The organism is Streptomyces sp. NPDC016640, assembly GCF_043076215.1.
GTDB lineage: Bacteria > Actinomycetota > Actinomycetes > Streptomycetales > Streptomycetaceae > Streptomyces.
The window spans coordinates 173,728-199,494 of record NZ_JBIBRG010000005.1 but is presented as its reverse complement, the minus strand read 5'-3'; the positions used below and the strand labels follow the sequence as shown (position 1 = coordinate 199,494).

Annotated in this window: 25 protein-coding genes, 1 pseudogene and 1 riboswitch; of the genes and pseudogenes, 14 read left to right on the top strand and 12 right to left on the bottom strand. The window is 73.7% G+C overall.

The window, feature by feature from the left end; genetic code table 11:
* Positions 1 to 5 precede the first annotated feature (5 nt).
* Positions 6 to 656, bottom strand: a complete 651-nt coding sequence (locus tag ACF07S_RS12970) for a hypothetical protein (RefSeq protein ID WP_391965180.1) — start codon at positions 654 to 656, stop codon at positions 6 to 8.
* A complete protein-coding gene (locus ACF07S_RS12965) occupies positions 649 to 1,446 on the bottom strand; it encodes an alpha/beta hydrolase (RefSeq protein WP_391965179.1) in 798 nt (265 codons plus the stop codon). Before ACF07S_RS12965 ends, ACF07S_RS12970 begins: the two co-directional genes overlap by 8 nt.
* Before the next feature lie 191 nt (positions 1,447 to 1,637).
* On the opposite strand from ACF07S_RS12965, the gene ACF07S_RS12960 reads away from it, so the two are divergent.
* From ACF07S_RS12960 to ACF07S_RS12945, 4 genes are all read left to right on the top strand, one after another.
* Positions 1,638 to 2,441 (top strand): lysophospholipid acyltransferase family protein, encoded by an 804-nt coding sequence (locus ACF07S_RS12960; RefSeq protein WP_391965342.1) that lies wholly within the window; start codon positions 1,638 to 1,640, stop codon positions 2,439 to 2,441.
* A 27-nt stretch (positions 2,442 to 2,468) separates the two neighbouring features.
* Positions 2,469 to 3,734, top strand: a complete 1,266-nt coding sequence (gene macS, locus ACF07S_RS12955) for a MacS family sensor histidine kinase (RefSeq protein ID WP_391965178.1) — start codon at positions 2,469 to 2,471, stop codon at positions 3,732 to 3,734.
* Positions 3,731 to 4,462 carry a response regulator gene (locus ACF07S_RS12950; RefSeq protein ID WP_391965177.1) on the top strand — a complete coding sequence of 244 codons (732 nt, stop codon included), beginning with the start codon at positions 3,731 to 3,733 and terminating at the stop codon, positions 4,460 to 4,462. Before macS ends, ACF07S_RS12950 begins: the two co-directional genes overlap by 4 nt.
* A gap of 111 nt (positions 4,463 to 4,573) precedes the next feature.
* Positions 4,574 to 5,569, top strand: coding sequence for a 2-hydroxyacid dehydrogenase (locus ACF07S_RS12945; protein WP_391965176.1), 996 nt, complete (start codon positions 4,574 to 4,576; stop codon positions 5,567 to 5,569).
* On the opposite strand, the gene ACF07S_RS12940 is transcribed toward ACF07S_RS12945, so the two are convergent.
* Both ACF07S_RS12940 and ACF07S_RS12935 read right to left on the bottom strand, forming a co-directional pair.
* Entirely contained in the window at positions 5,521 to 7,515 is a 1,995-nt protein-coding gene (locus tag ACF07S_RS12940) for an anthranilate synthase family protein (RefSeq protein WP_391965175.1), read from the bottom strand. The two genes, ACF07S_RS12945 and ACF07S_RS12940, sit on opposite strands and share 49 nt — an antisense overlap.
* Positions 7,516 to 7,621: 106 nt before the next feature.
* The gene (locus tag ACF07S_RS12935; protein WP_391965341.1) at positions 7,622 to 7,678 is read right to left on the bottom strand and encodes a trp operon leader peptide; all 57 of its coding nucleotides are present in this window, start codon (positions 7,676 to 7,678) and stop codon (positions 7,622 to 7,624) included.
* A 120-nt stretch (positions 7,679 to 7,798) separates the two neighbouring features.
* On the opposite strand from ACF07S_RS12935, the gene ACF07S_RS12930 reads away from it, so the two are divergent.
* Together ACF07S_RS12930 and ACF07S_RS12925 are read left to right on the top strand one after the other, a co-directional pair.
* Positions 7,799 to 9,154 carry a class II 3-deoxy-7-phosphoheptulonate synthase gene (locus ACF07S_RS12930; protein ID WP_391965174.1) on the top strand — a complete coding sequence of 452 codons (1,356 nt, stop codon included), beginning with the start codon at positions 7,799 to 7,801 and terminating at the stop codon, positions 9,152 to 9,154.
* Positions 9,155 to 9,313: 159 nt separating this feature from the next.
* Entirely contained in the window at positions 9,314 to 9,541 is a 228-nt protein-coding gene (locus ACF07S_RS12925) for a bacterioferritin-associated ferredoxin (protein ID WP_391965173.1), read from the top strand.
* A 27-nt stretch (positions 9,542 to 9,568) separates the two neighbouring features.
* Here the strand turns inward: ACF07S_RS12925 and bfr are convergent, their stop codons facing one another.
* Positions 9,569 to 10,087: a bacterioferritin gene (bfr, locus tag ACF07S_RS12920; RefSeq protein WP_391974178.1), complete on the bottom strand. Its 519-nt coding sequence runs from the start codon at positions 10,085 to 10,087 to the stop codon at positions 9,569 to 9,571.
* 184 nt (positions 10,088 to 10,271) lie between these two features.
* Between bfr and ACF07S_RS12915 the strand changes: the two genes are divergently transcribed.
* Positions 10,272 to 10,919, top strand: coding sequence for a sulfite oxidase-like oxidoreductase (locus ACF07S_RS12915; protein ID WP_391974177.1), 648 nt, complete (start codon positions 10,272 to 10,274; stop codon positions 10,917 to 10,919).
* A 13-nt stretch (positions 10,920 to 10,932) separates the two neighbouring features.
* Here ACF07S_RS12915 and ACF07S_RS12910 read toward each other — a convergent pair whose 3' ends face one another.
* The 5 genes and pseudogenes from ACF07S_RS12910 to thiO form a co-directional block, all read right to left on the bottom strand.
* Positions 10,933 to 11,811, bottom strand: coding sequence for a deoxyribonuclease IV (locus ACF07S_RS12910; RefSeq protein WP_391965171.1), 879 nt, complete (start codon positions 11,809 to 11,811; stop codon positions 10,933 to 10,935).
* A 51-nt stretch (positions 11,812 to 11,862) separates the two neighbouring features.
* The gene (gene pknB, locus ACF07S_RS12905) at positions 11,863 to 13,830 is read right to left on the bottom strand and encodes a Stk1 family PASTA domain-containing Ser/Thr kinase (protein ID WP_391974176.1); all 1,968 of its coding nucleotides are present in this window, start codon (positions 13,828 to 13,830) and stop codon (positions 11,863 to 11,865) included.
* 165 nt (positions 13,831 to 13,995) lie between these two features.
* Positions 13,996 to 14,787 (bottom strand): annotated as a pseudogene (locus ACF07S_RS12900) (thiazole synthase); the annotation flags it as partial.
* A 2-nt stretch (positions 14,788 to 14,789) separates the two neighbouring features.
* On the bottom strand, positions 14,790 to 15,002 hold the full coding sequence (thiS, locus tag ACF07S_RS12895; protein WP_391965169.1) for a sulfur carrier protein ThiS: 213 nt from the start codon (positions 15,000 to 15,002) through the stop codon (positions 14,790 to 14,792).
* On the bottom strand, positions 14,999 to 16,165 hold the full coding sequence (gene thiO, locus ACF07S_RS12890) for a glycine oxidase ThiO (RefSeq protein ID WP_391965168.1): 1,167 nt from the start codon (positions 16,163 to 16,165) through the stop codon (positions 14,999 to 15,001). Before thiO ends, thiS begins: the two co-directional genes overlap by 4 nt.
* Positions 16,163 to 16,274, bottom strand: a riboswitch (TPP riboswitch). Its footprint overlaps the gene before it by 3 nt.
* A 260-nt stretch (positions 16,275 to 16,534) precedes the next feature.
* Here thiO and ACF07S_RS12885 point away from each other — a divergent pair.
* The 5 genes from ACF07S_RS12885 to ACF07S_RS12865 all read left to right on the top strand — a co-directional run bounded on the left by ACF07S_RS12885 (position 16,535) and on the right by ACF07S_RS12865 (position 21,217).
* Entirely contained in the window at positions 16,535 to 17,776 is a 1,242-nt protein-coding gene (locus tag ACF07S_RS12885; RefSeq protein WP_391974175.1) for an NAD(P)/FAD-dependent oxidoreductase, read from the top strand.
* A 104-nt stretch (positions 17,777 to 17,880) separates the two neighbouring features.
* Positions 17,881 to 18,246 (top strand): Rv2175c family DNA-binding protein, encoded by a 366-nt coding sequence (locus tag ACF07S_RS12880; RefSeq protein ID WP_391965166.1) that lies wholly within the window; start codon positions 17,881 to 17,883, stop codon positions 18,244 to 18,246.
* A gap of 301 nt (positions 18,247 to 18,547) precedes the next feature.
* The gene (gene thiE, locus ACF07S_RS12875) at positions 18,548 to 19,210 is read left to right on the top strand and encodes a thiamine phosphate synthase (protein ID WP_391965165.1); all 663 of its coding nucleotides are present in this window, start codon (positions 18,548 to 18,550) and stop codon (positions 19,208 to 19,210) included.
* Between the two features lie 106 nt (positions 19,211 to 19,316).
* Complete coding sequence (metF, locus tag ACF07S_RS12870) at positions 19,317 to 20,240, top strand: methylenetetrahydrofolate reductase [NAD(P)H] (RefSeq protein ID WP_391965164.1); 924 nt, start codon at positions 19,317 to 19,319, stop codon at positions 20,238 to 20,240.
* Between the two features lie 56 nt (positions 20,241 to 20,296).
* A complete protein-coding gene (locus ACF07S_RS12865; RefSeq protein WP_391974174.1) occupies positions 20,297 to 21,217 on the top strand; it encodes a hypothetical protein in 921 nt (306 codons plus the stop codon).
* A gap of 30 nt (positions 21,218 to 21,247) precedes the next feature.
* On the opposite strand, the gene ACF07S_RS12860 is transcribed toward ACF07S_RS12865, so the two are convergent.
* Positions 21,248 to 22,744, bottom strand: a complete 1,497-nt coding sequence (locus tag ACF07S_RS12860) for a phytoene desaturase family protein (protein ID WP_391974173.1) — start codon at positions 22,742 to 22,744, stop codon at positions 21,248 to 21,250.
* Positions 22,745 to 23,214: 470 nt separating this feature from the next.
* Positions 23,215 to 23,844, bottom strand: coding sequence for a TetR/AcrR family transcriptional regulator (locus tag ACF07S_RS12855; protein ID WP_391965161.1), 630 nt, complete (start codon positions 23,842 to 23,844; stop codon positions 23,215 to 23,217).
* A gap of 315 nt (positions 23,845 to 24,159) precedes the next feature.
* Here ACF07S_RS12855 and ACF07S_RS12850 point away from each other — a divergent pair, with 315 nt between their 5' ends.
* Together ACF07S_RS12850 and ACF07S_RS12845 are read left to right on the top strand one after the other, a co-directional pair.
* Positions 24,160 to 24,735: an SAV_6107 family HEPN domain-containing protein gene (locus tag ACF07S_RS12850; RefSeq protein ID WP_391974172.1), complete on the top strand. Its 576-nt coding sequence runs from the start codon at positions 24,160 to 24,162 to the stop codon at positions 24,733 to 24,735.
* Between the two features lie 229 nt (positions 24,736 to 24,964).
* Positions 24,965 to 25,735 (top strand): methyltransferase, encoded by a 771-nt coding sequence (locus ACF07S_RS12845; RefSeq protein WP_391965159.1) that lies wholly within the window; start codon positions 24,965 to 24,967, stop codon positions 25,733 to 25,735.
* The last annotated feature ends 32 nt before the right edge of the window (positions 25,736 to 25,767 follow it).

Below are 25,767 nucleotides of genomic sequence, written 5' to 3'. Positions count from 1 at the left end.
GGAAGTCAGACCACCGCGCCCCGGCCCGGGTCGTCGTCGTCCTCGTCGTCCGTGCGCATGCGCATCACCAGCGTGACGAAGCCGCCCAGGAAGCCGCCGATGCACAGGGTGGTCAGCCACCAGGTCATCTCCCAGCCGAGCAGTACCGCCAGCAGGAGCAGCAGCGGGCCGCCGAGCACCCCGAGCCAGGCGAACCTGGAGGTGACGTCGGCATCCGGCAGCGGCGGCGGCTCCGGCGGCACGAAGTGGCCCTCGTCGCTCGCGTCGAGGTCGTCGTCCGCCGGCTCGGCCACGCTGTAGTCGCGCGGGCCGCCGACCCCGGGTGCGAAGGAGACGGAGCCGCCGAGCGGCTTGGCCGGCTTGTCCTCGGCCCCGCGCGGTGCCTCGGCCCCCTCCTCCTCGTCCTCGTCCTCGTTGGTCTCGGGCTCCAGCAGCGCCAGGTCCTCGATCGACTTGAACGGCTTGGCGCCCGGCGGGTCCGGCGGCTCGTCGCCGTACCCGGCGACGATCGCCGCCCACACGGCGTCCTCGTCCAAGGAGACGCCCGCCTCCTCCGGCTCGCGGCCTTCAGGGCCCGCACGGCCCTCGCGACCTTCACGGTCCTCGCGGTCCTCGCGACCTTCGCGGTCCTCGCGGTCCGAGTCGTGCTCAGCCACCTGCGGTCGTCCCTTCCTTGCCGAGACCGGGCTCCTTGACGGCGCCGGGTGCGAGCCGGTCGATGAACGCGGTGCTCTCCTGGAAGATCCGCTCCGCGTCGTAGTCCAACGTCGCCACGTGGTAGCTCTGTTCCAGCAGGATCTCCGTCACCTCCGTCGACGACACCCGGCCGAGGATCCGAGCCGGGTCCGCGGGCGGCACCACGTGGTCCTGCGGGCTGCGCAGCAGCAGCAACGGCTGGGTGACCCGGGGCAGCTCGCCGTCGAGCATCCGCAGGAAGGCCCGCAGCGAGTGCGCCGCGTGCAGCGGCACCCGGTCGTACCCGAGTTCCCTGGTCAACGGCTTCGCGATGTCGCTCGCGATCCCCTTCGTCGCGGGGACGAGATGGCGGACCACCGGGAGGGCGTGCGCGGCCACCCCGTGCACCCGGTTGGCCGGGTTCACGACCATGACCCCGCTCACCGCGTCACCGTGCCGCGCGGCCAGCCGCAGTGCCAGCGCGCCGCCCATCGACAGACCGGCCACGAACACCCGGGCGCACCGGTCCCGCAGCAGCCGCAGCTCGCGGTCCACCTCCGCGTACCAGTCCTGCCAGCCCGTGGCACCGAGGTCCTGCCAGCGGGTGCCGTGCCCGGGCAGCAGCGGCAACGAGACGGTGAGGCCGCGTGCGGCGAGATGCTCCGCCCAGGGACGCAGCGACTGAGGTGAACCGGTGAAACCGTGGCAGAGGAGGACGGCGGTCTCCCCGCCCTCGTGGCGGAACGGCTCGGCTCCGGGCAGGAGCGGCACCTTCGGCCTCCTGTTCGTGGGAAGGGTCTGGCACGTCACGGTGATCGCGGCAGGTGCCGCACAAGGGGGTGCAGGACCTTCACCGTACGCGACCGCACTGACACCGACCAGGGCCGTCGGGGCCTTCGACGGTGCTCCGGGATATGGTCTGACGGACACACACAGGAGGCACTCGGTTGTTGTACGGCACGATGAAGGTCGCCATCGGAGGGCCGCTGAAGCTCGCCTTCAGGCCCTGGGTGGAGGGCCTGGAGAACGTACCCGCCGAGGGCCCCGCCGTCCTGGCCAGCAACCACCTGTCGTTCTCCGACTCCTTCTTCCTGCCGGCCGTGCTGGACCGCAAGGTCACCTTCATCGCCAAGGCCGAGTACTTCACCACGCCGGGGGTGAAGGGCCGGCTGACCGCCGCCTTCTTCAAGGGCATGGGCCAGCTCCCGGTGGACCGTTCCGGAGCGCGCGGCGCCGGTGAGGCGGCGATCAGGAGCGGTATCGGCGTGCTGGAGCGCGGTGAGCTGTTCGGCATCTACCCGGAGGGCACCCGCTCGCCCGACGGACGGCTCTACCGGGGCAAGCCCGGCGGCCTCGCGCGTGTGGCGCTGGCCACCGGAGCACCCGTCATACCGGTCGCCATGATCGACACGGAGAAGATCCAGCCTCCCGGGCAGGTCGTGCCGAAGCTGATGCGGCCCGGCATCCGGATCGGCCGCCCGCTGGACTTCAGCCGCTACCAGGGCATGGAGCACGACCGCTTCGTGCTCCGCGCGGTGACCGACGAGGTCATGTACGAGATCATGAAGCTGTCCGGCCAGGAGTACGTCGACATGTACGCCACCGCCATGAAGCGGCAGCTCTCGGAGGCGGCCAAGGCCGAGAGGGAAGCGGAGAAGGCGGCGAAGGCCGCGCTCGCCCGCGCGGAGAAGGAACAGGCCGAGAAGCTGAGGGCCGCGATGGAGCAGGCCGACCAGGAGCAGGACGGGCGGCGGCCCGGCCCCTAGACGGGGGCTCAGGGGGAAGTGGGGGACATGGTCAGGCGCGAGCGAGTCATGCGCATGTCGGTCGAGCAGCCGCTGTGGCGCGCGCTCTCCGGTTACCGGGTCCTCGCCCTGGTGTACGCGGTCGGCCTGTTCGCCACCGCCTACGAGCGGTTCACCCGTCCCTGGCTCGCCGTCGGCTACTTCGCCGTACTCGCGGTGTGGACGTTCGCCACCCTGCCCAAGGTCGCGAACGCCGCCGCCTGCACCAAGCGCTTCCTCACCGCCGACCTGGCCGTCGCGCTCACCGGCATCCTGCTCACCCCCCTCGCCGACGCGCACGAACGCGTCCAGGCGGGCGGTCCCACGCTGCCGTCGATATGGACCGCCGGATCGGTGCTCGCCTTCGCCGTCAAGGGCGGCTGGCGCTGGGCGGCCCTCGCCTCCACCCTCGTCGCCGTCGCCAACGTCGTCGAGCGCGGCAGCCCCGCCCGCGACACCGTGCACAACGTGATCCTCGTCTGGGTCGCCTCCATCGCCATCGGCTACGTCGTCGAGGTCGCCCGCGCCTCCGAGCGCACCCTCGCCCGCGCCCTGGAGATCGAGGCCGCCACCAGGGAGCGGGAGCGCCTCGCGCGGGACATCCACGACAGCGTGCTCCAGGTGCTGGCGATGGTGCAGCGGCGCGGCGCGGTGATCGGCGGCGAGGCGGCCGAGCTGGGCCGGATGGCCGGGGAACAGGAGGTGGCGCTGCGCACCCTGGTCTCCGGCGGGCTCGTCCCGGTCTCCCGGGCGTCCGAGGAGGCCGCCGAGGGCGCGGTCGTACGGGCCGTGGAGCACGACGGGCAGGACGAGGACGGCACCGGGGACCGGCGGACCGACCTGCGCGCCCTGCTCGCCCCCTACGCCGGAGCCCGGGTCGCCTTCGCCGAGCCCGGAGCGCCGGTGCTGCTCGCGCCGGCCGCCGCGCGGGAGGTGGCCGCCGCCGTGGGGGCCGCCCTGGACAACGTCCGCCGGCACGCCGGGGAGCAGGCCCGCGCCTGGATCCTGGTCGAGGACGAACCGCACCGGGTGACCGTCACCGTCCGCGACGACGGACCCGGCATCCCCCGGGGCAGGCTCGCCGAGGCCGAGGGCGAGGGCCGGCTCGGCGTGGCCCTGTCCATCCGGGGCCGGCTGCGCGACCTCGGCGGCGGTGCGGAACTGATCTCGGTGCCGGGGCAGGGCACGGAGGTCGAACTGACGGTGCCGAAGGGCGACTCCCGGCACACCGAGGACGACGCGGACGACCCGCGGGGGAAGGCGGAACGGCGATGACGGACACGGCAGCCGAACGGCACGACGGCCACGACGGCCGGGACGGGAAGGACGATCGGCGGGGCCCGGTCAGGGTGATGGTGGTCGACGACCACCCCATGTGGCGCGACGCCGTCGCCCGCGACCTGTGCGAGTCCGGCTTCGAGGTGGTCGCCACCGCCGGCGACGGCGATCAGGCGGTGCGCCGCGCCAAGGCCGTCGCACCCGACGTCCTCGTCCTCGACCTGAACCTGCCCGGCAAGCCCGGCGTCCAGGTCTGCAAGGAGGTCGTCGCCGCCGACCCCGCGGTCCGCGTCCTCGTGTTGTCGGCCAGCGGCGAGCACGCCGACGTCCTGGAGGCGGTGAAGTCCGGCGCCACCGGATACCTGCTGAAGTCGGCCTCCACCGGGGAACTGCAGGACGCGGTGCGCCGCACCGCCGCCGGAGACCCGGTGTTCACCCCCGGCCTGGCCGGGCTGGTCCTCGGCGAGTACCGGCGCCTCGCCTCCGAACCGGCCGGCCCCGCACCGGGCGACGGCGACACCGGGGCACCCCGGCTGACCGACCGCGAGACCGAGGTGCTGCGCCTGGTCGCCAAGGGCCTGAGCTACAAGCAGATCGCCGAACGGCTCGTCATCTCCCACCGCACGGTGCAGAACCACGTGCAGAACACCCTCGGCAAACTCCAGCTGCACAACCGCGTGGAACTCGTCCGCTACGCCATAGAGCGCGGCCTCGACGACGAGTAGAACCGGCGCCCCGGCGCCCCCGCGTGCCCCGGCCGCCCGGGCGGACGCTCCCGGCCCCTCGTATATTCGCCGGTAGGACGTCGAACCCGGCACGACCCCCGGAGGGAACCCGTGGAGATCCTGGCGTTCGGAGTGCAGGCCGACGAGAAGCCGTTGATCGAGCGGGCCTTCGCGGGCCACCACGAGGTACGCGGCCTCGACGTCTTCCTCAACGCGGACACCGCCCCCATCGCCGCCGGCCACGAGACCATCTCCACCAGCGTCAACTGCGACCTGGGCGCCGAGGTGCTGGCGGACCTCGCGGCAGGCGGCACCCGGATGGTCGCCCAGCGCTCGACGGGCTTCAACAACATCGACCTCGAGGTCGCCGAACGGCTCGGCCTGACGGTCGCCCGGGTGTCGTACTACTCGCCGTACTCCGTCGCCGAGTTCGCCTGGACCCTCGCCATGGCGGTCAACCGCCGGGTCGTCCGCGCCTCCACCCGCACCCGCGACTTCGACTTCCGGCTCGACGGACTGATGGGCCGCGACCTGCACGGACGCACCGCCGGCGTGCTCGGCACCGGGAAGATCGGCGAGGCGTTCGCCCGGATCGCCCACGGCTTCGGCATGCGGCTGCTGGGCTGGGACGTCGCCGAGAACCCCGCCTGCCGGGACCTCGGCATGACCTACGTCCCCAAGGAACAGCTGCTCGCCGAGTCCGACCTGGTCACCCTGCACGTCCCGCTGCTGCCCGGGACCCGGCACCTCATCGACGCCGACGCGCTCAAGGCGATGCGGGACGACGCGATCCTGGTGAACTCCAGCCGGGGCGGCCTCGTCGACACCGCGGCCCTCGTCGCCGAGCTGCGCGAGGGCCGCTTCACGGGTGTCGGCCTGGACGTGTACGAGGCGGAGGCCGGGCTGTTCTTCCTCGACAGGTCCCTGGAGGCCGTCGACGACGACACCCTGGCCCGCCTCGTCACCTTCCCGAACGTCCTGGTCACGTCGCACCAGGCGTACTACACGGTGGACGCCGTCGGGCAGATCGCCCGGACCACGGTGGACAACGTCCTCGACTACACCGCCGGCCGCCGCTCCGAGAACGTGCTGGTGCCGCGCAGCTGACCCATCAGCTCCCGCACGAGCGCCGCGCCGTTCAGGGTCAGCACCGACTCGGGGTGGAACTGCACCCCGGCGAAGCCCGGCCCCCGCAGGGCGTGCACCTCGCCGTCGGCCGCGCGGCTCACCTCGACTCCGCGCGCGGCCAGTTCGCGCAGGGCGTCCTCGTCGCAGCGCGCCACGAAGCTGTTGTAGAAGCCGACCGTCTCCGGGCGCCCGAACAGATCGATCTCCGTCTGCGCCCCCTGGTACGGCACGTCCTTGCGTACGATCCGCAGGCCCAGCTCCGCCGCGATCAGCTCGTGGCCGAGACAGACACCGAGGACGCCGTGCCGGTGCGCGGGGGTCTTCCCGCGCGAGCGGAGCCGGGCGTGGGGGAGGAGCAGCTCGGCGGTCAGCGCGCGCAGGAACCGCATCTTCGGATCGGCCGTGTCCGACGGATCACCCGGCCCGGGCCCCAGCACCAGCGGCCCCTCGTGCCCGAGCACCGTCTCCCGCAGTCCCGGCTCGTCGTACCGCCGCACCGTCACCTCCAGCCCCGCGGCGCGCAGCACGTGGGCGAGCATCGCGGTGAAGGTGTCCTCCCCGTCGACCACCAGGGCATGGCCGGTGAGCGTGTCCGAGGGCTCCTGCATCCGCAGCCAGAACGGCGCCAGCGCGGCCCGGCGCCCGTCCAGCGCCGCCCGCACCCGCGGATCGTCGGCGAGCCCGTGCCGTACCGACTCCGCGCGCGGCCGCCCGGGGCGTACGCCCAGGGCGGCCAGTACCCCGGCCGCCTTGGCGTGGGTCTCCGCGACCTCGCCCGCCGGGTCGGAGCCGCGCACCAGCGTGGCCCCGACCGGCACCCGCAGCCGCCCGGAGGCGTCGATGTCGGCGGTACGGATGAGGATGGGGGAGTCCAGCGTCTGCGCCCCGTTCGCGTCCCGGCCGATGAGGGCCAGCGCCCCCGCGTAGTAGCCGCGCCCGGCACCGTCCCGCCCGAGGGGCTCGTACCGTTCGATCACCCGGCAGGCGTTCTGCACCGGCGATCCGGTGACGGTCGCCGCGAACATGGTCTCCCTCAGCACCTCGCGCACATCCAGCGAGGACCGGCCGCGCAGCTCGTACTCGGTGTGCGCGAGGTGCGCCATCTCCCTCAGCCGGGGTCCGATCACGACCCCGCCCATGTCGCCGACGGTGCACATCATCTTGAGCTCCTCGTCGACGACCATCGACAGCTCCTCGATCTCCTTGCCGTCGGCGAGGAACTCCAGCAGGTGCTCGGGCGTCGGTCCTCCGGCCGGGTAGCGGTAGGTGCCGCTGATCGGGTTCATCACGACCGTCCCGCCGGACGCCCGTACGTGCGCCTCGGGGCTGGCCCCGACCAGCGTCCGCCCACCCGTCCCCCGCCCCCGCCCTTGTGGGGAAGGCCCTCCGGGCCCCTTCCCGTTCCCGGTGTGGACGACGAACGTCCAGTACGCGCCCCGCTCGCCCTCGAGCAGCCGCCGGAACAGCGCGAGGGCGTCCGCCCGGCCGAACCCGGGGATCTCCCCCTCGTACGTCCGCCGGATCACGAAGTTGGCGCCCTCGCCCCCGCCGATCTCCTCGTCGAGCACCCGCCCGACGATCCGCGCGTACTCCTCGTCGCCGACGTCGAAGCCGCCGCGTTCGACGCGGACGTCATGGGAGGGAAGCTGCTCGAGGGCGGTGGCGAGCGGGATCTCGTGGCGCTCCTCGGGCGTCAGCACCAGCAGTGGGGTGCCGTCGTCGCGGACGTCGAAGCCGCGCTCGCGGATCTGCCGGAAGGGGACGAGCGCCAGGCACTCGTCGGGCAGGTCGGCCAGGCGGTCACGGACGCCGACGGGGCCGGTCAGCAGCTCGACCACGGCGCCGTCCTCGGCGGGGCGGCCCGGAGTGCGGCGGAGCAGCAGGGCGAAGGGCCGGTCGTCGGACGCGAGCTGTGCCAGATCCATGGTGCGTTCCTCGTTTCGTCGCTGTCATGAGCGGTGAGGAACGACCCCGGAGAACACCGAAGGCCGCCCCTCGGGCGGCCTTCGCGAAGTCTGTGCGTACGCGCAGTCAGTGGGCCGCCGGACGAGCGGTCCACCACCAGTTCTGGATCGAGTGCGCGAACATGGGCCGCACGCTACACGATGCGACGCGCGCCGGGGGGCGGTTCCGCGTCGCCGGGGCGGAGCCGTCTCACAGGGTGAGCGGGGCGATGGACACCCCGAGCGACCGCGTAGGCTGGTGCGCGTGACCGTGAACGCTGATTCCCGAAGCGTCGCCGCTCAGGCGACCTGGCGACACCTGCCCGCGGCGCAGCAGCCCGAGTACCCGGATGCCGGGGCTCTGCGCGATGTGATCGCCGAGCTCGAAACGTATCCCCCGCTGGTGTTCGCCGGCGAGTGCGACCAGCTGCGCGCGCGCATGGCGGCAGTGGCCCGAGGAGAGGCGTTCCTGCTCCAGGGCGGCGACTGTGCCGAGTCCTTCGACGCGGTGTCCGCCGAGCACATCCGGGCGAAACTGAAGACGCTGCTCCAGATGGGCGCCGTCCTCACGTACGCCGCCTCCGTGCCCGTGGTGAAGGTCGGCCGGATCGCCGGCCAGTACTCCAAGCCGCGCTCCAAGCCCACCGAGACCCGCGACGGCGTGACACTGCCCACCTACCGGGGCGACTCCGTCAACGGCTTCGACTTCACCGAAGAGGCCCGGATCCCGGACCCCCAGCGGCTGAAGCGCATGTACCACGCCTCGTCCTCCACGCTGAACCTGGTGCGCGCCTTCACCACCGGCGGTTACGCCGACCTGCGCCAGGTGCACGCCTGGAACCAGGACTTCGTGAAGTCGTCCCCGTCCGGCCAGCGTTACGAGCAGCTCGCCCGCGAGATCGACAACGCGCTGAACTTCATGCACGCCTGCGGGACCGACCCGGAGGAGTTCAAGACCGTCGAGTTCTTCTCCTCGCACGAGGCGCTGCTGCTCGACTACGAGTCGGCGCTCACCCGCGTGGACTCCCGCACCGGGCAGCTGTACGACGTCTCCGCGCACATGGTGTGGATCGGTGAGCGCACCCGGCAGCTGGACCACGCGCACATCGAGTTCGCCTCGCAGATCCGCAACCCGATCGGCATCAAGCTCGGCCCGGCCACGACGGCCGAGGAGGCGCTGCAGTACATCGACCGCCTGGACCCCGAGCGTGAGCCCGGCCGGCTGACCTTCATCGTCCGCATGGGCGCGGACAAGATCCGCGACAAGCTTCCCGAGTTGGTCGAGAAGGTCACCGCCTCCGGCGCCACCGTGGCCTGGGTGACCGACCCGATGCACGGCAACACCTTCGAGGCGGCCTCCGGTCACAAGACCCGCCGCTTCGACGACGTGCTCGACGAGGTCAAGGGCTTCTTCGAGGTGCACAAGGGTCTCGGCACCCACCCGGGCGGCATCCACGTGGAGCTCACCGGCGACGACGTCACCGAGTGCGTGGGCGGCGGCGACGAGATCTTCGTCGACGACCTGCACCAGCGCTACGAGACGGCCTGCGACCCCCGGCTCAACCGCAGCCAGTCGCTGGACCTGGCGTTCCTCGTCGCGGAGATGTACCGCGACCAGTGACCGGCACCGCCGGTGACACCGGCGAAGGGGTGGGGCGCGGATCACAGGGATCCGCGCCCCACCCCACTTTTGTGCCCTCCGGACCACAGGTAAGGTTAGGTTTGCCTCACCGATCAGGCCGGTGGGGTACGGCCAGTACTTCGGCGGGAGGTGAACCGCGTGTTCGTCTGCAGTTGCTTCGGCGTGACCGAGGAACAGGTGAGGAGTCACGCGGAAGCGGGGGCGTGCACCCCGCGGCAGATCGCCTCCGCCTGCAAGGCCGGTACCGACTGCGGCGGCTGTGTGCGGCGCATCCAGGCGCTGCTGGGCCGCGGTGCCTGCCCCCGTCGGGAGCTGACCGGCCAGGAGGCCCCGTCCCTCGCGGCGGAACTGCCGGAAGCCGCTTAGGGCCCGCCGGTCCCGGCTGACGCGGCCCTAGTGCGTCGAGAAGCCGCCGGTCCCCGGGCCCGAGGCGTCGGACTGGGACTGCTCGATGACCGTCGACAGGTACAGCGCCTCACCGAGCTTCTCGATCAGCTCCAGCTGCGTGTCCAGGTAGTCGATGTGGTGCTCCTCGTCGGCGAGGATCGCCTCGAAGACGTTGGCCGACGTGATGTCCCCCTTGTGGCGCATGACCTCCACCCCGCGGCGCAGCCGGTCGATCGCCTCGAGCTCGATCTCCCGGTCGGCCTGGAACATCTCGGTCACCGTCTGGCCCACCCGGACGTGGAACAGCCGCTGGTAGTTCGGCAGGCCGTCGAGCAGCAGGATGCGGTCGGTGAGCACTTCCGCGTGCCGCATCTCGTCGAAGGACTCGGCGCGCGTGTACTGGGCGAGTTTCGTCCAGCCCTTGTGGTCCTGCAGCTTCGAGTGCAGGAAGTACTGGTTGATCGCCGTGAGCTCGGCGGTCAGCTGCTCGTTCAGGAATTCGAGGACCTCGGGGTCGCCCTGCATCGCATGGGCTCCTTCCGCGCGGGGGATCTGGCGGTTGGGGCGCATGATTGCACTCGACGCGGAAGATAGTCCAGTAAGTCTTCACTTAGTAAGTAAGTCCATGCTTGGTCAATTCAATGCCTGATTGACCGATTTCGCCGAACCTGGTTCAGGGATCTCGTCCCCGGTCTGTCAGGATGGAGCCATGGGTCAGCCGGCGGAACGCGAATCGGGGGAGCGCGCGTCACGGGAAGCGGCGCGGTCCGAGCTCCCGCCGGGGCAGCGACTGCAGAAGGGCTGGCCGGTCACGCACTACGGACCGGTCCCCAAGTTCCGGCCCGAGCGCTGGGACTTCCGGATCTTCGGCGCCACCGCCGACGGTGAGAAGCACTGCTGGAACCACGAGGAGTTCACGGCCCTGCCGTACACCACCGTCGTGGCCGATCTGCACTGCGTCACCAAGTTCAGCATGATCGGCGCCGAGTGGGGCGGGATACCGGCGCGCACCGTCGTGGAGATCGCCCCGCCCGCGCCGGACGTCACCCATGTGATGGTGTGGGCGGAGTACGGGTTCAGCTCCAACCTGCGGCTGGAGGACTTCATGTCCGAGCGCGCCCTCTTCGCCACCCACAAGGACGGCGAACTGCTGACCGCCGAGCACGGCTTCCCGCTGCGCCTGGTCGTCCCCCACCTGTACGCCTGGAAGGGCCCCAAATGGGTCCGCGGTGTGGAGTACATGACCGCCGACCGCCGGGGCTTCTGGGAGGAGCGCGGGTACCACAACGTCGGCGACCCGTGGCGGGAACAGCGCTACTCCTACCAGGAGGAGCCCGGGGAGGGCCCCGAGCTCTGAGGAGTGCGGGAGGTCAGCGGTCCCGGAGTTTCTTGAGCCGCTCCACGTCCGCCGCGTGCCCCTCCTTGCCGCCGGGGGTTTCGATGACCAGCGGTACGCCCTCGGTCGCCGGGTGCGTCATCAAGGCCCGGAAGGGGCCCTCACCGATGTGTCCGGCACCTATGTTCGCGTGCCGGTCCTTATGGGCGCCGACCACATCCATGGAGTCATTGGCGTGGATCAGTTTCAGCCGTCCCTCGCCGACCGTCCCCACCAGCAGATCCAGCGTCCGATGCATCCCGCCGGGCCCGGTCAGGTCGTGGCCGGCCGCGAAGACATGGCAGGTGTCCAGGCAGACACCGAGCTTCGGGTGGGCGTCCAGCGCCTCGAAGTACGGTCCGAAGTCCCAGGTCCGTGAGCACAGCGAGGAACCCTGGCCGGCGGTCGACTCCAGCAGCAGGAACGGGTCGTCGTCGTGGGTGAGCTCGTCGAGCAGCGGCAGCAGGTACTCGCGCACCTGCCGCAGCGCCACCGGCCGCTCCCGCCCGCCCGTCGCGCTGCCGGTGTGCACCACCACGCCCAGCGCGCCGATCTCCCGCCCGCGCCGCAGCGAGTGCCGCAACGACTCCACGGACCGCTCGGCGGTCGCCTCGGTGTGGGAACCGAAGTTGATCAGATACGGGGCGTGCACGTACGCCGGGATCGACCCGGCCGCACAGGCCGCGCGGAACGCCTCGTCCTGCTTCGGATCGCCGGCCGGCGTGGCCCAGCCGCGCGGATTGGCGACGAAGACCTGCACGGCCTCGGCGTTCAGCTCACGGGCGTAGGACAGACCGACGGAGTGCAGACCGCCGGCCACGGGGACGTGGCCGCCGACCGGGTTGCGGGCGGATCCGGACAGGTGACTCTTCACCCACCCAGGGTGCCATGAGCGCCGGGCCCGCCCGCCGGTGGATTCCCGGGATCAGCCGATCTCGACGGTGATCGTCGACCCCTTGGGCGCGGTGTCGCCGCCGGCCACGGACTGGCCCTCGACGGTGTCGCCGAACAGGTCGAGCAGTCCGCGGTCCTCCTCCACCCGGAACCCGGCGCCCTCCAGCTTCTCCCTGGCCTCGTCCACGCTGTCGCCGACCACGTCCGGCACCCCGATCATCTCCGGGCCCTTGGACAGCGTCAGCGTCACGGTGTCGCCCTCGGCGAGCCGGCGGCCGGCGCCCGGGGACTGCCGGGCCACCCGACCCGCGTCGTGCCCGGAGGTGACCCGCTCGTCGGCGATCCTCACCTCGAGGCCGGCCTCCCGCAGTTCGGACCGTGCGTCCGCCGGGTCGTCCCCGGTCACGTCCGGCACGTCCACCGGGCTGCCCCTGCTCACAGTGAGCGCCACCGCCGAGCCCGCCCGGACCTCGGTGCCCTTGCCCGGTTCGGTGGAGACCACCGAGCCCCGGGCCACGTCCTCGCTGAACGCCCGGGTGACCATGCCGGGCTCCAGGCCCTCGTCCTCCAGCAGGGAGCGGGCCTTGTCCAGCGGGTAGCCGTCGAGGTCGGGCACCCGCACGGTCTGCGGACCCTTGGAGATCGTGAGCGACACCGGGTCGTGGCCGCGGATGCGGGCGCCCACGGCCGGGTCCGTGCTGATCACCGTGCCCCGCTCCACCGTGTCGCTGTACGCCTCCTCGACCTGCCCGACGTCCAGGCCCGCGTCCGCCAGCCGGTCCCGGGCCTCCCGCTCGGTCTTCGCCAGCAGCGGCGGGACCTTGGTGAACTGGCCGGAGTTGATGTACCACACGCCGGTGCCGAGCCCGAGGACCAGGAGCACGGCCACGACGGCCGCCATCGGGCCGCGCCGCAGCGCCGTCCGGCGCCGGGGCGGCAGCGGCGGCGGGGACCGGAACCGGCTGGTGCGGTGGGAGGAGTCCGCCGCGCCGCCGTCGCCCTCGTCGGCCGGCAGCGGGCGGGACGGGGGTCCCCCCGCGCGGGCGAAGCCGGGCGTGGGGGACGTCAGCGCGCGCGGGATGACGCTCGTACGGTCCCCGGCGTTGTCGTGCTCCGCCGTCAGCGCCTGCGGCGGCACCGCGTCGAGCTGCTCGGCACCGAGCCGGCCGCGGCCCCGGCGGACCTGCGCCAGCAGAGCCACCGCGTCGTGCGGACGGACCCCGGGAGTGCGCGCGGTCGCCGACGCGACCAGCTCGTCCAGCTCGTACGCCATGCCGGGCACGGCGGCCGACGGGGGCGGCACGTCGTCGTGCAGGTGCTTGTAGAGCACGATCGCGGGGGAGTCGCCGTCGTGCGGCTTGACGCCGGTCAGCATCTCGTAGAGGAGGATGCCGCAGGCGTAGACGTCCACCCGGGGGTCGGCGGCGCCGCTCTCGATCTGCTCCGGGGCCAGGTAGGAGACCGTGCCCAGCACGGTGCCCGTGGTGTTCGTCACCGTGTCCACGGCGCGCACCAGCCCGAAGTCGGCGACCTTGACCCGGCCGTCGTCCCCTATCAGCACGTTCTCGGGCTTCATGTCCCGGTGCACGAACCCGGCCCGGTGCGCCGCGCCGAGGGCGGCCAGCACCGGCTCCAGGATGTCCAGCGCGGCCCGCGGCTGGAGCGCGCCGCGCTCGCGCAGCACGTCGCGCAGGGTGCAGCCGGCGATGTACTCCATCGCCAGGTAGACGTACGCCCCGTCGGCGCCCTGGTCGAACACCTGCACCACGTTCGGGTGGTCCAGGCGGGCGACCGACTTCGCCTCGCGGATGAACCGCTCGACGAACGAGACGTCGACGGCGAGGGAGGGGTGCATCACCTTGAGGGCGAGGACGCGGTCCAGGCGGGTGTCCACGGCCCGGTAGACCGTGGCCATCCCGCCGACCGCGATCCGCGCGTCGACGCGGTACCGGCCGTCGAGCACCTGCCCGACCAGAGGGTCCTGAAGGGTCGTGTCCACGCGGTGAGTCTACGAGTCCCCGCCGACACCCCCGCCCCGTTCACCCCCCGTTGGAGCGGACCTGTGACGCGCCGCACCCGCACCCGGAAGCGGGGAGCCCGGGGGGAGAGCGGGCGCGGCGGCACCCGGCGGGCGCAACCCGCTCCCGGCCCGGCCGGAGCCCTGGAACGCCGGCCGCTCCGGATCCAGCGCGGCCAGCCCCTCCGCGGGAGAGGACGCCGACGCGAAATGCCGCCGCGGAATGCGCCCCGCCAGCCGGGCCAGCCGCCCCGCCTCCACCGCGCACCGCATCGCGGAGGCCATCAGCACCGGCTCCTGCGCCCGGGTGACCGCGGACGCCAGCATCACCCCCGCGCACCCCAGCTCCATCGCCAGCGCCGCGTCCGACGCCGTCCCCGCCCCCGCGTCCAGGATCACCGGCACACGCGCGTGCTCCACGATCAACTGGAAGTTGTGCGGGTTGCGGATCCCCAGCCCCGACCCGATCGGCGACCCCAGCGGCATGATCGCCGCGCAGCCGGCGTCCTCCAGCTTCCGCGCCAGCACCGGATCGTCGTTGGTGTACGGCAGCACCGTGAACCCGTCGTCGACCAGCGTCTCCGCCGCCTCCAGCAGTTCGATCGGGTCCGGCAGCAGCGTCCGCTCGTCGGCGACGACCTCCAGCTTGACCAGATCGGTACCGAGCGCCTCCCGGGCCAGACGCGCCGTGAGCACGGCCTCCCCGGCGGTGAAGCAGCCCGCGGTGTTCGGCAGCACCCGGATGCCGAGCCGCTCCAGCACCGACAGCACGGAGCCGCGCACCGAGGGGTCCACCCGCCGCATCGCGACGGTCGTGAGCTCCGTCCCGGACGCCACCAGCGCCCGCTCCAGCACGTCGAGGCTCGGCGCCCCGCCGGTGCCCATGATCAGGCGGGACGTGAAGGACGTACCGCCGAGGACGAACGGATCGTCGGCCATGGTCAGCCTCCTTGGACGGCGGTGAGGACTTCCACCCGGTCCCCGTCCGCGAGGGGGGTGGTGGGCCACTGCGCGCGCGGGACGACGGTTTCGTTGAGGGCGGCGGCCACTCCCGAGGGCGCCGCGGTGAGCGACCGCACGACGAGGTCGAGGGCGGTGCCGGGCGCGAACTCCCGGGGCTCCCCGTTGACCGAGACGGTGACCGAGGCGTTCACGCGGGCTGCTCCGTGGGGACGGCGGCGCCGAAGCGCCGCGGGGTGAAGGGACGGGCCTCCTCCGGCAGTTCACCGGTGGTCAGGGCGTGCGCCATGGCGTCGCCGGTCACCGGCGTCAGCAGGACGCCGTTGCGGTAGTGGCCGGTGGCCAGCAGCAGTCCGTCGAGACCGGTCGGGCCGAGCAGCGGCGCGTTGTCGGGGGAGCCGGGGCGCAGCCCGGCCCGGGTCTCGGTGAGCGGCAGTTCGGTGATCCCGGGGACGAGCTCGTGGGCGTCGCGCAGCAGTTCGTACACGCCGCCCGCGGTCACCGTCGTGTCCCAGCCCAGCTCCTCGCTGGTCGCGCCGACGACCAGCTCGCCGTTCTCGCGCGGCACCAGATAGACCTGGCTGCCGCGCACCACGGCCCGCACGGTCCGGCTCAGGAAGGGACCGGGCCGCTCGGGCATCGTCAGCCGTACGACCTGTCCCTTCACGGGGCGCACGGGAGGCAGCACGTCCTCGGGGACGCCCGCGAGCCGCCCGCTGAGACTGCCCGCGGCCAGCACCACCTGCCCGGCGCCCAGCTCGGTGCCGTCGGCGGTGACCACGCCCGTCGCCCGGCCCCCCGCGACGAGCAGCCGCCCGGCCCACGCGCGGTGGACGGTCACGCCGGTCCGCACGCAGGCCGTCACCAGCGCGGCCGCCAGCCGGCGCGGATCGACCTGGTGGTCGCCGTCCACCCGCAGACCGCCGCGCACACCCGGCGCGAGCATCGGTTCCAGCCGCCGGCACTCCCGCCCGGACAGCCACTGCGAGTCCAGCCCCGACCGCTGCTGCAGGGCGTGCAGCTCCCGCAGATGGGCGCGGTCGTCGGCGTCCAGCGCCACCGCGAGGGTGCCGCACCGGCGGTAGCCGAGCTCCTGGCCGGTCAGTTCGGTCAGCTCGGCCGCGAAGCCGGGGTAGCGCCGCGCGGAGGCGAGGTTCAGACCCAGCAGGGTCTCCTCGCCGTAGTGCAGTTCCGTGACGGCGGCCAGCATCCCGGCGGCCACCCGGGCGGCCCCGCCGCCCGGCTCGGGATCCACCACGGCCGTGGCGAGACCGCGCTGCGCGGCCCGCCAGGCCGTGACCAGACCGATGATCCCGCCCCCGACGACGAGGACGTCTGTGCTGCGCGTGGGCGACATGGGCGTCCAGCCCCTCCCTTCGCCGGCATGACCCGGATCAGGTTCGTACGGTCGGAGGCCGCCAGCCTCCCTCTCAGCCCGGTGCGTCCGGGCTCCCGCGAGTGCTTTACGTCGGCCACCCTAGCCCCCGGCACACCCGCCCTGTAAGGGAGCCCGCGCGTGGCCCGCCCGCCCCTCGCCCACGACCACCCCCGGCCGGGGGTGGTCGTCCCGTCCCGCAGGTCCCTCGACGGACTCGTCCCCGCCCCCGTGGGCCGGCGGGGAGGCGGGAGCGGGAGTCGCGGCCGGGCAACGGCACCAGCGTGGTGGAGGAGCCGCCGGACGGCAGGAGCCGGCCGCGCCCCACGGCCGGGTGTCTATGGTGATCGGGTGAGCGAGCAGACGCAGGAACCGGGACCGTCCGAGCCGCGGCGGGTGGTGGTGGCGGGCGCGGGCATGGCCGGTGTGCGGACCGCGGTCGCCCTGCGGGAACAGGGCTTCACCGGCACCGTGACCCTGATCGGCGCGGAACCCCACCAGCCCTACGACCGGCCGCCGTTGTCCAAGGCGGTGCTGCTCGGCACCGCCGAGGGCTCCGCCTTCGACGTCGACTTCGAAGAACTCGGCATCGACCTGCGGCTCGGCTGCGAGGTGCTCGGCCTGCGCCCCGGGGACCACGAACTGGACACGGAGGGCGGCCCCGTCCCCTACGACGTCCTGGTGGTCGCCACCGGTGCGGAGCCGGTCCGGCTGCCGGGCGCGGAGGGGGTCCCCGGGGTGCATCTGCTGCGCACCCTGGACGACGCCGAACGGCTGCGGCCGGTACTCGCGCGCCAGCACGACATCGTGGTGGTCGGGGCCGGCTGGATCGGCGCGGAGTTCGCCACCGCGGCACGCGGGGCGGGCTGCGCGGTCACCGTCGTGGAGACCGCCGGGCGGCCGCTCGCCGAGGCGCTGCCCGCCGAGGTGAGCGCCCCCATGACCGGCTGGTACGCGGACGCCGGTGTCGTGCTGCGCACACGCACGCGCGTGACGGGCGTCGAGCCCGGCGCCGTACTCCTGGACGACGGTTCGCGGCTGCCCGCCGGTGCCGTGGTCGTCGGGATCGGGGCCCGGCCCGCCACGGCCTGGCTGGCGGGCTCCGGGATCGGGCTGGGGGAGCGGGGCGAGGTCGTGGCCGACCGGCATCTGGCGACCTCCCTTCCCGACGTGTACGCGGTCGGGGACTGCGCGTCCTTCCCGTCCGGGCGCTACGGCGAGCGTCTGCTGGTCCACCACTGGGACAACGCCCTCCAGGGGCCGCGCACCGTCGCCGAGAACATCCTCGGCGCGTCCGCCGGCCGGGCCCCGGCGGTGTACGACCCGGTGCCGTACTTCTGGTCCGAGCAGTTCGGGCGCTTCGTGCAGTACGCGGGGCACCACGCGGACGCCGACCGGACCGTGTGGCGGGGGGACCCCTCCGACGCCGCGTGGAGCGTCTGCTGGCTCCGTGGAACCCGGCTGGTCGCGCTGCTCGCGGTGGGGCGCCCCCGGGACCTGGCGCAGGGGCGCAGACTGATCGAGGCGGGCACGGCGATGGACGCGCGCCTGCTGGCGGATCCGGCCCGGCCGCTGAAGTCGGCGACGGCCTGACACGCCGGCGGGGCGCCCTTCGGGCGGGCGCGTCCGGGCGACGCGCCCGCCCGGGTGGACGGGGCTGGCTTCCGACTGTCAGTGGCAGGTGGCAGGCTTGTCCCGTGACCGAGATTGACGCAAAGATCGATGCTCTCGTCCCCGCCTGGCTCACTCTCCCCGACATCGCCGAGAAGCTCGGCGTCGAGGTGACGCGCGTCCGGCAGCTGGTCAAGGATGGCCAGCTCATCGCCGTACGCCGGGGTGAGAACCGCGCGCTGCACGTTCCCGCCGCCTTCATCGACGAGGACAAGGTGGTCAAGGGCCTGACCGGGACCCTGACGCTGCTGCGGGACGACGGCTTCACGGACGAAGAGATGCTGGAGTGGCTCTTCACCCCCGACCCCTCGCTGCCGGGCACGCCCGCGCAGGCACTCGGCGAGAACCGTGGCACGGAGGTGAAGCGCCGGGCCCAGGCGCTCGCGGTCTGACCCGCATCCCACCGACGGATCCGTCCCGGCGCCACCGCGCGTGGCGCCGCCCGCACGAACGACACCGGCCGGGGCGCCGCGCGCCCCGGCCGACGGCCCACCCATGCCGTCCGTCCCGCCCGGAGCGGCCCGGGGCCCCGCGGGGTGTTCTCGCCGCGGGGCGCGGAGCGGCGGCACAGGGTCGCATAGGGTCCGTTGCGGCCGGCGCTCCGCCGGCTCCTGACGGGCGGGGCGGCGCGTGCCGGCGGCACACCGGCCCGCCGGGTCCGTACGCCACCACCGAACCCCGGGGGACATCCCTATGACCGACACCGTTCGCGCCCGGCTCGCCGACGCCCGGGTCTATCTCTGCACCGACGCCCGCAAGCGGCAGGGCGACCTCGCGGAGTTCCTCGACGCGGTCCTGGCCGGCGGGGTCGACATCGTGCAGCTGCGGGACAAGGGCATGGAGGCCGGCGAGGAGTTGGAGCACCTGGCGGTCCTCGCGGACGCCTGCGCCCGGCACGGCAGGCTGCTCGCGGTCAACGACCGCGCGGACGTCGCCCACGCCGCCGGCGCCGACGTCCTCCACCTCGGCCAGGGCGACCTGCCCGTCCCCGCCGCCCGCGCCGTCCTGGGCGACGGCGTCCTCGTCGGCCGCTCCACCCACACCGAGTCCGAGGCCGCCGCGGCGGCCGTCCAGCCCGGCGTGGACTACTTCTGCACCGGGCCCTGCTGGCCCACCCCCACCAAGCCCGGCCGCCACGCCCCCGGCCTGGACCTGGTCCGGTACACCGCCGCCCTCGGCACCGACCGCCCCTGGTTCGCCATCGGCGGCATCGACCTCGGCAACCTCGACGAGGTCCTGGCCGCCGGCGCCCGCCGGGTCGTCGTCGTCCGCGCCCTCACCGAGGCCGACGACCCGGGTGCGGCGGCCGCGGAGTTCGCCGCGCGGCTGCGGCGGACCGCTCCGGACGCCGGCTGACCCGCTGCCTCCCGGGAATGTCCAAGGGGTGGACAACAAGTCGGCATCAAGGACAAATTCCCCGCATCCGGTTGGGGGACCGCCGCTCCCTGGCTAACCTGCGGGTATGGCCCTAGGAACCGCATCCACCAGGACTGATCGCGCGCGCACCGTGCGTGACATGCTCGCCGCCGGAAAGACGACCTTCTCGTTCGAGTTCTGGGCCCCCAAGACGGAGAAGGGCGAGCGCAACCTGTGGAACGCGCTGCGCCGGGTCGAGGCCGTCGCCCCCAGCTTCGTCTCCGTGACGTACGGCGCGGGCGGCTCCACCCGCGCCGGCACGGTGAGGGCGACCGAGCAGATCGTCGCCGACACGACCCTCACCCCGGTCGCCCACCTCACCGCGGTCGACCACTCCGTCGCCGAGCTGCGCAACATCATCGGCCAGTACGCCGACGCCGGGATCCGCAACATGCTCGCGGTGCGCGGCGATCCGCCCGGCGACCCCATGGGCGACTGGGTGCCGCATCCGCAGGGCCTGGCCTACGCCGCCGAACTCGTCCGCCTCATCAAGGAGTCGGGCGACTTCTGTGTCGGTGTCGCCGCCTTCCCGGAGATGCATCCGCGTTCGGCCGACTGGGACACCGACGTCGCGCACTTCGTCGACAAGTGCCGGGCCGGCGCCGACTACGCGATCACCCAGATGTTCTTCCGGCCCGAGTCCTATCTGCGCCTGCGTGACCGAGTCCACGCCGCCGGCTGCGAGACCCCCGTGATTCCCGAGGTCATGCCGGTGACCAGCGTGAAGATGCTGGAACGGTTGCCGAGGCTCAGTAACGCCGCGTTCCCGGACGCCCTGAAAGAGCGGATCCTCACAGCGAAGGACGATCCGGCGGCGGTACGCTCCATCGGTATCGACTTCGCCACGGAGTTCTGCGCGCGGCTGCTGGCCGAAGGAGTGCCCGGACTGCACTTCATCACGCTCAACAACTCCACGGCGACGCTGGAAATCTACGAGAACCTGGGCCTGCACCACCCACCGCAGGCCTAGACCGGTCGCACGGATCTACGACACACTGCGTAGCGACCACTGTGAGAGGGGCGTACATGGGCTGGGCGGTCCTCTACATCGCGTTCGGCATCGTCGCGCTGTGGTTGCTCGGTGAGGTGCTGCTGCAGTACAAGGCGCGTCTGCGCTGGCGGCTGCTCGCCTTCGGCGGCTTCCTCGGTGTCGTGCTCGGCGTGCTGATCCCGTCCGTCGTCGTCATCGGGCTGGGCGCCGCGGCCTTCGCGGTCGGCCAGACCTACGTCACGCTGTCGTTCCGCCGCGGCTTCGCGGCCGGCTGGGCGGTCAACGCGCCGCTGCTGGCCGCCGCCAAGGGCCGCCGCGGTGACCGCGGGCGCCGGGAACCGGCCCTGGAGGTCTCCGGCCTGGAGGCGTCCGGCGACGACGGCGGCCACCACGACCGGGCCGCCCACGGCACGGACGACGACGACTACGACCGCGACGATGTCTTCACCCCCGCCCGGCCGGCGACCGCCGGGAGCACCGGCGTCTACGAGCCGCAGCCGATGCCCGACGACACCGGCTCCTACGGCGTCTACGGCGGCGACACCGGGTACGCGGCCCCCGCCCAGGACCAGTACGCGGCGACCGCGCAGGGCACCGACCAGAACTACGCCTACGACTACTCCGGTTACGGCCGGCAGCAGGGCTACGACACCACGGGCCAGCAGCAGTACGCCGCGTACTCCGACCCGTACATCGGCAACCCGACCTACGGCGACACCTCGTACGACACCGGTCACGCGGACCCGCAGCAGTACGGCCGGCAGGGCTACGACCAGGACCCGTACGCCGGCACGTACGGCGGCGAGACCCCGCCCGGCGGGCTGTGGGTTCCCCAGCAGCGCAGCGCCGGCGACCCGTACGGCGGTGAACTCCCGCCGGAGCAGCCGTACCCGTACCAGGGCGGTGGGCAGGCGCAGGGCAGCGGCAACGGGTACGACGAGCAGTACCGCTACTGAGCGCGGCTCACTGCGAGTACTGAGCGCGGCTCACTGCGAGCCGCGGAACTCCGGCCCCTCCACGATCAGTCCGGCGACCAGCGCCCCCGACATGCCGGCGTGCGGGAGCCCGCCGCCGGGGTGGGACCAGCCGCCGGCCGCGAACAGCCCCGGCAGTCCGGTGCTGTTGGACGGGTGCAGCAGCCGTCCGCCGGCTGCGGCCAGCGCCGGCGCCGGCACCGCGCCGCCCCGCGCACCGGTCTCCTCGGCGATGTCGGCCGGGGTGCGCACCTCGTGCCACAGCAGCCGGTCGCGCAGACCGGGTATCGCCCGCCCGGCGACGGCGATCAGGTTCTCGGCGTGCGCGTCCGGATCGCCCTCGTACCCCTCGGGCACCACCGACGTCACCGTGACCGCCTCGTGGCCGCTGTCCGGGACCAGGGCCGGGTCGTCCGGCCGCAGGACCGTGACCGTGGGGCGCGCGGGCACGCCCGCGGGGGGACCGAACAGCGCCTCCAGTTCCGTCTCCCGGTCCTCGGTGTGCACGACCGTGCGGTGCGGGGTCCCCCGCGGCCGTCCGCCCCGCAGCGCCAGCAGCACCGTGACCCGGCTCGCCGCCCCCCGCCGGGCCGGCACCCCGTCCTCCCCGCGCAGCCGTGTGCCCGCGCCGAGCCGGTCCAGCACCCCGGGAGCCACCCCGGCGACCACGAGGTCCGCCTCCGCCACCGCGCCGTCGGCGAGCTCCACCCCCGCCACCCGGCCGTCCTCCTCCAGCACCCTGGCGACCTCCGCGCCGAAGCGGAACTCCACCCGGCGGGCCAGACACCGCTCGTACACCGCCCGCGCCAGCTCCCGCATGCCGCCCAGCACGTACCAGGTGCCGAAGGCGTGCTCCAGGTACGGCAGCACCGCCGCGCTCGCCGGGGTCCGGCGGGGGTCGAGACCGTACGCCAGCGCATGGCTCTCCAGCAGCGCGACCAGCCGGGGATCACGCAGCTCCCACGCGCCGACCTCGGCGAGCGTGCCGGCCGTACGGGTGCGCAGGAACCTCTTGTGCGGGACCGCCGGGTAGGGCTCACGCTCGGCCAGCACCTGCCAGTTGGGCCACAGCGGCTCCTCCAGCAGCGGGCGGCGCGACCGGTCCCAGGCCTCCCGGGCCCGCACCAGGAAGTCGCCCCAGTGCCGGCCGGCGACCGGTCCCAGAGTCTCCTCCAGGGCGGAGACGACGCCCGCGCGGGAGGCGTCGGGCAGCGACACGCGCGTGCCGTCCGCGAACACGTGGTGCGACGACGGGTCCACCTGGACCAGCTCGACGCACTCCTCCAGCGGCTCCCGGCCGGTCTTCACGAACAGATCGCGGTACACCGCGGGCACGGGGAGCAGCCCGGGGCCGGTGTCGAAGGAGAACCCCTCCCGCTCCAGCCGGCGCAGCGCACCGCCGTACGTGTCCGTCCGCTCGTACACCGCCACCCGGTGGCCCGCGACGGCCAGCCGGGCGGCGGCCGCCATCGCGCCCATCCCGGCGCCGATCACCGCAATCCGTGCCATGCCAGGGACCTTATCGGCCGGATCGGCCGGCACCGGCAGTCCGGTCCCGGGTACCCGCGCCCCCGTCCGGAGCACCAGCCGGCGCCGCCGCGGAGTGGGCCTGTGCGCGCAGCACTGAGTACCCGTACCCAACCGCCCGTTGAGTACCCGCACGGATGGGCTGCGGCCTGCGGCGACGAGAGAGTGGAGACCACGGAGAGGGGCACGGCCCGCAGCCGGCGACACGGGGCGCCGGAACGGGACGTGCCCGCCATCCGCTCCTTCCGCCGGCGCCGCCGGCGGGAGCGAGGTGAGGGGGAACCCGGGGGACGACCGCAACGGGGGCCGTGGGGGACGTACGGGGGAGCACGGAAGGCACCGGTCCGGCCGGTGGCCCGCGGGGGACGCGGCCACCGCCGGACCGGCGCTCTTTCAGAGGCCCGGCATGCCGGGGCCCTGGGACGCCCGGGGCCCCGGGACGCGCCGAGGTCTCAGGGCCGGCCGCTGACCCGCCCCTGCAGCAGCCGGGACAGCGCCGCGTGCACATCGTCCAGGGAGCGCCCCGGCTGGAAGGACTGCCGGTCCAGCGCGGCCACCAGCACCATGCCGACCAGCGCCGCCGCCGTCAGCGGAACGTCGATCTCCTCGCTGAACTCACCGTTCGCCACACCCTCGCGCAGCACGTCCTCGACCACCGCCACGGCCTGCTGCCGCACCACCATCAGCGTGGACTGCCAGGCCCGGTTGGTGCGCCACAGCTCGGCCACGTACAGCTGGGTGAAGGCCGGGTAGCGGTCGATGAAGACCAGTCCCGCGCGGATCATCGCGTCCAGGGCGTCGACCCTGCTGCCGCCCTCTCCGGCCGTCTTCTCGGCCGCCTCCCGCAGCGAGGCGGTCAGCAGACCGACCCCGTGCCGCAGCAGTTCCTCGAAGAGGACCGACTTGCTCGCGAAGTTGTAGTAGACCGTGCCCTTCGCCACTCCCGCCCGCTCGGCGATCTCGTCCACGGTGGTGGCGGAGAAGCCCTGCTCGGCGATGAGGGTGACGGCCGCCTCGTAGAGCTTCTGCCGGGTGGCCTCGCGGCGGCCGCTGCCGCCCGGCGTGGTGCTGCTGCTGTTCATGGCCCCGATTCTCACAGCAACGCCTCCCCGCGCGGTCACGGGCTCGGCTCCGGGTGCACCCGGTCCGGGGTCCACACCTGGCGGCGGCGGCCGGCAGTGCCACCGCGCGATCGCCGGCAGTCGGCCCGCCGGCGCGATCCGTCACGCCGAGGCGCCCGCCGCGCGCGCCCGCCGGTTCACCGCTGCGCTCCACCCGAACTCCCGATCGAAGCAAAAGCCCAGGTCGGAACGGATTGTCAGTGCCATACCCCACGATGTGGACAAACGGCACCTCGTATCAGGGCGTGCCGTCACGAAGACGACAGGAGGTTCGTCATGGCCAACTCGTCCGCAGCAGCGGCCCGTCGGCACCGCGCAACCCGCCCTGCCCCCTCACCGAACGGCCCGGCGAGCGACATCCACCCCGTGCTGCGCCGCGCCGCGGCTCCGCCCGCCGCCCTCGACCTGCTCGCCCAGGCCCGTGCCGGACTCCACGAGGCCACCGTCCTCGAGACCCCCAACGAGCGCTATGCGACGGCCCACCTCGCCGCCCTGCGCACCGCCGCCGCCGTGCTCGCCGCCCGCGGGCGGCCCGAGACCTCGCCCCGGGCCCGGGCCCGGATCCGCAGCGCGTGGGAGGTGCTCCCCGAGATCGCGCCCGAGCTCGCCGAGTGGAGCGCGCTGTTCGCCTCCGGGGCCCCGCGCCGCGCCCGGGCCGAGGCGGGCATCCAGGGCGCGGCGACCGGCCGGGACGCCGACGACCTGATACGCGACGCGGCGATGTTCCTCCGCCTGGTGGAGCACCTGCTCGTCCTCCAGCCGGTCCTCCCGAAGTCCCGCGGCGACGGGGACCACCCGGACACCCGTCCCCCGGACGGCGACACCCCGGGCGGCCTGCCGGACGCCGGCTGACGGGGACGGCGCCCGGCCAGGGGCGCGGGGAACGGCGCGAGGCTCACCGGGAGCAAGGACCCCGGGGACCGGAGGGGCGGCGGGGGCGCCGCCGCGGGGCGTGGGCGGATGGCCGCGCACCTCGGCGCAGGCAATAGGGTGGGCAGCGCCTGAAGCCCTGCCCGGCCGGGCAGGGAGCCCGATCGCTCCGCCGAGTACAAGGCGGTGCCGCGCCGAGGAGTCAACTGCCGTGTCGGACCCGATGCGATCCCGCGCCGCTCTCCGTACCGCCGTGGTCCGGGAGGTCCTCCAGGACGCCATGGAACGCCTGGCGAAGGCGACCGGGCGGCAGGCGCTGGACGTCCTGGACACCGGCGGCGGCAGTGGCAACTTCGCGGTGCCGCTGGCCCGGCTCGGCCACCGGGTGACCGTCGTCGACCCCAGCCCCAACGCGCTGTTCGCTCTGGAGCGCCGCGCGGCCGAGGCCGGCGTCGCCGACCGGGTCCAGGGCGTCCAGGGTGATGCCCACGGCCTCCTCGACGTCGCCGAGCGCGGCGGGTACGACGTCGTGCTGTGCCACGGCGTCCTGGAGTACGTCGACGACCCGGCCGAGGGCGTGCGCAACGCGGTGGCCGCCCTGCGCCCCGAGGGTGTCCTCAGCCTGCTCGCCGCGGGCCTCGGCGGCGCCGTGCTCGCCCGCGCCCTCGCCGGTCACTTCACGGAGGCCCGGCAGGCGCTCGGCGACCCGGACGGCCGGTGGGGCACGGGCGACCCCATGCCACGCCGCTTCACCGCCGACCGGCTCACCGCACTGGTGGAGGGAGCGGGCCTGGAGGTCGGGGCCGTGCACGGCGTGCGGGTCTTCGCCGACCTCGTCCCCGGCGTGCTCGTCGACACCGAGCCCGGAGCGCTGGACGCGCTGCTGAAGCTGGAGGCCGCGGCGGCCGAGCTCGCCGCCTTCCACTCCGTGGCCACGCAGCTCCATGTGCTCGGTGAGACGCGGGGGACCTCCGAGGCGTGAGGTTCCTTCCCCGACGTGCCGCTGATCTGCGG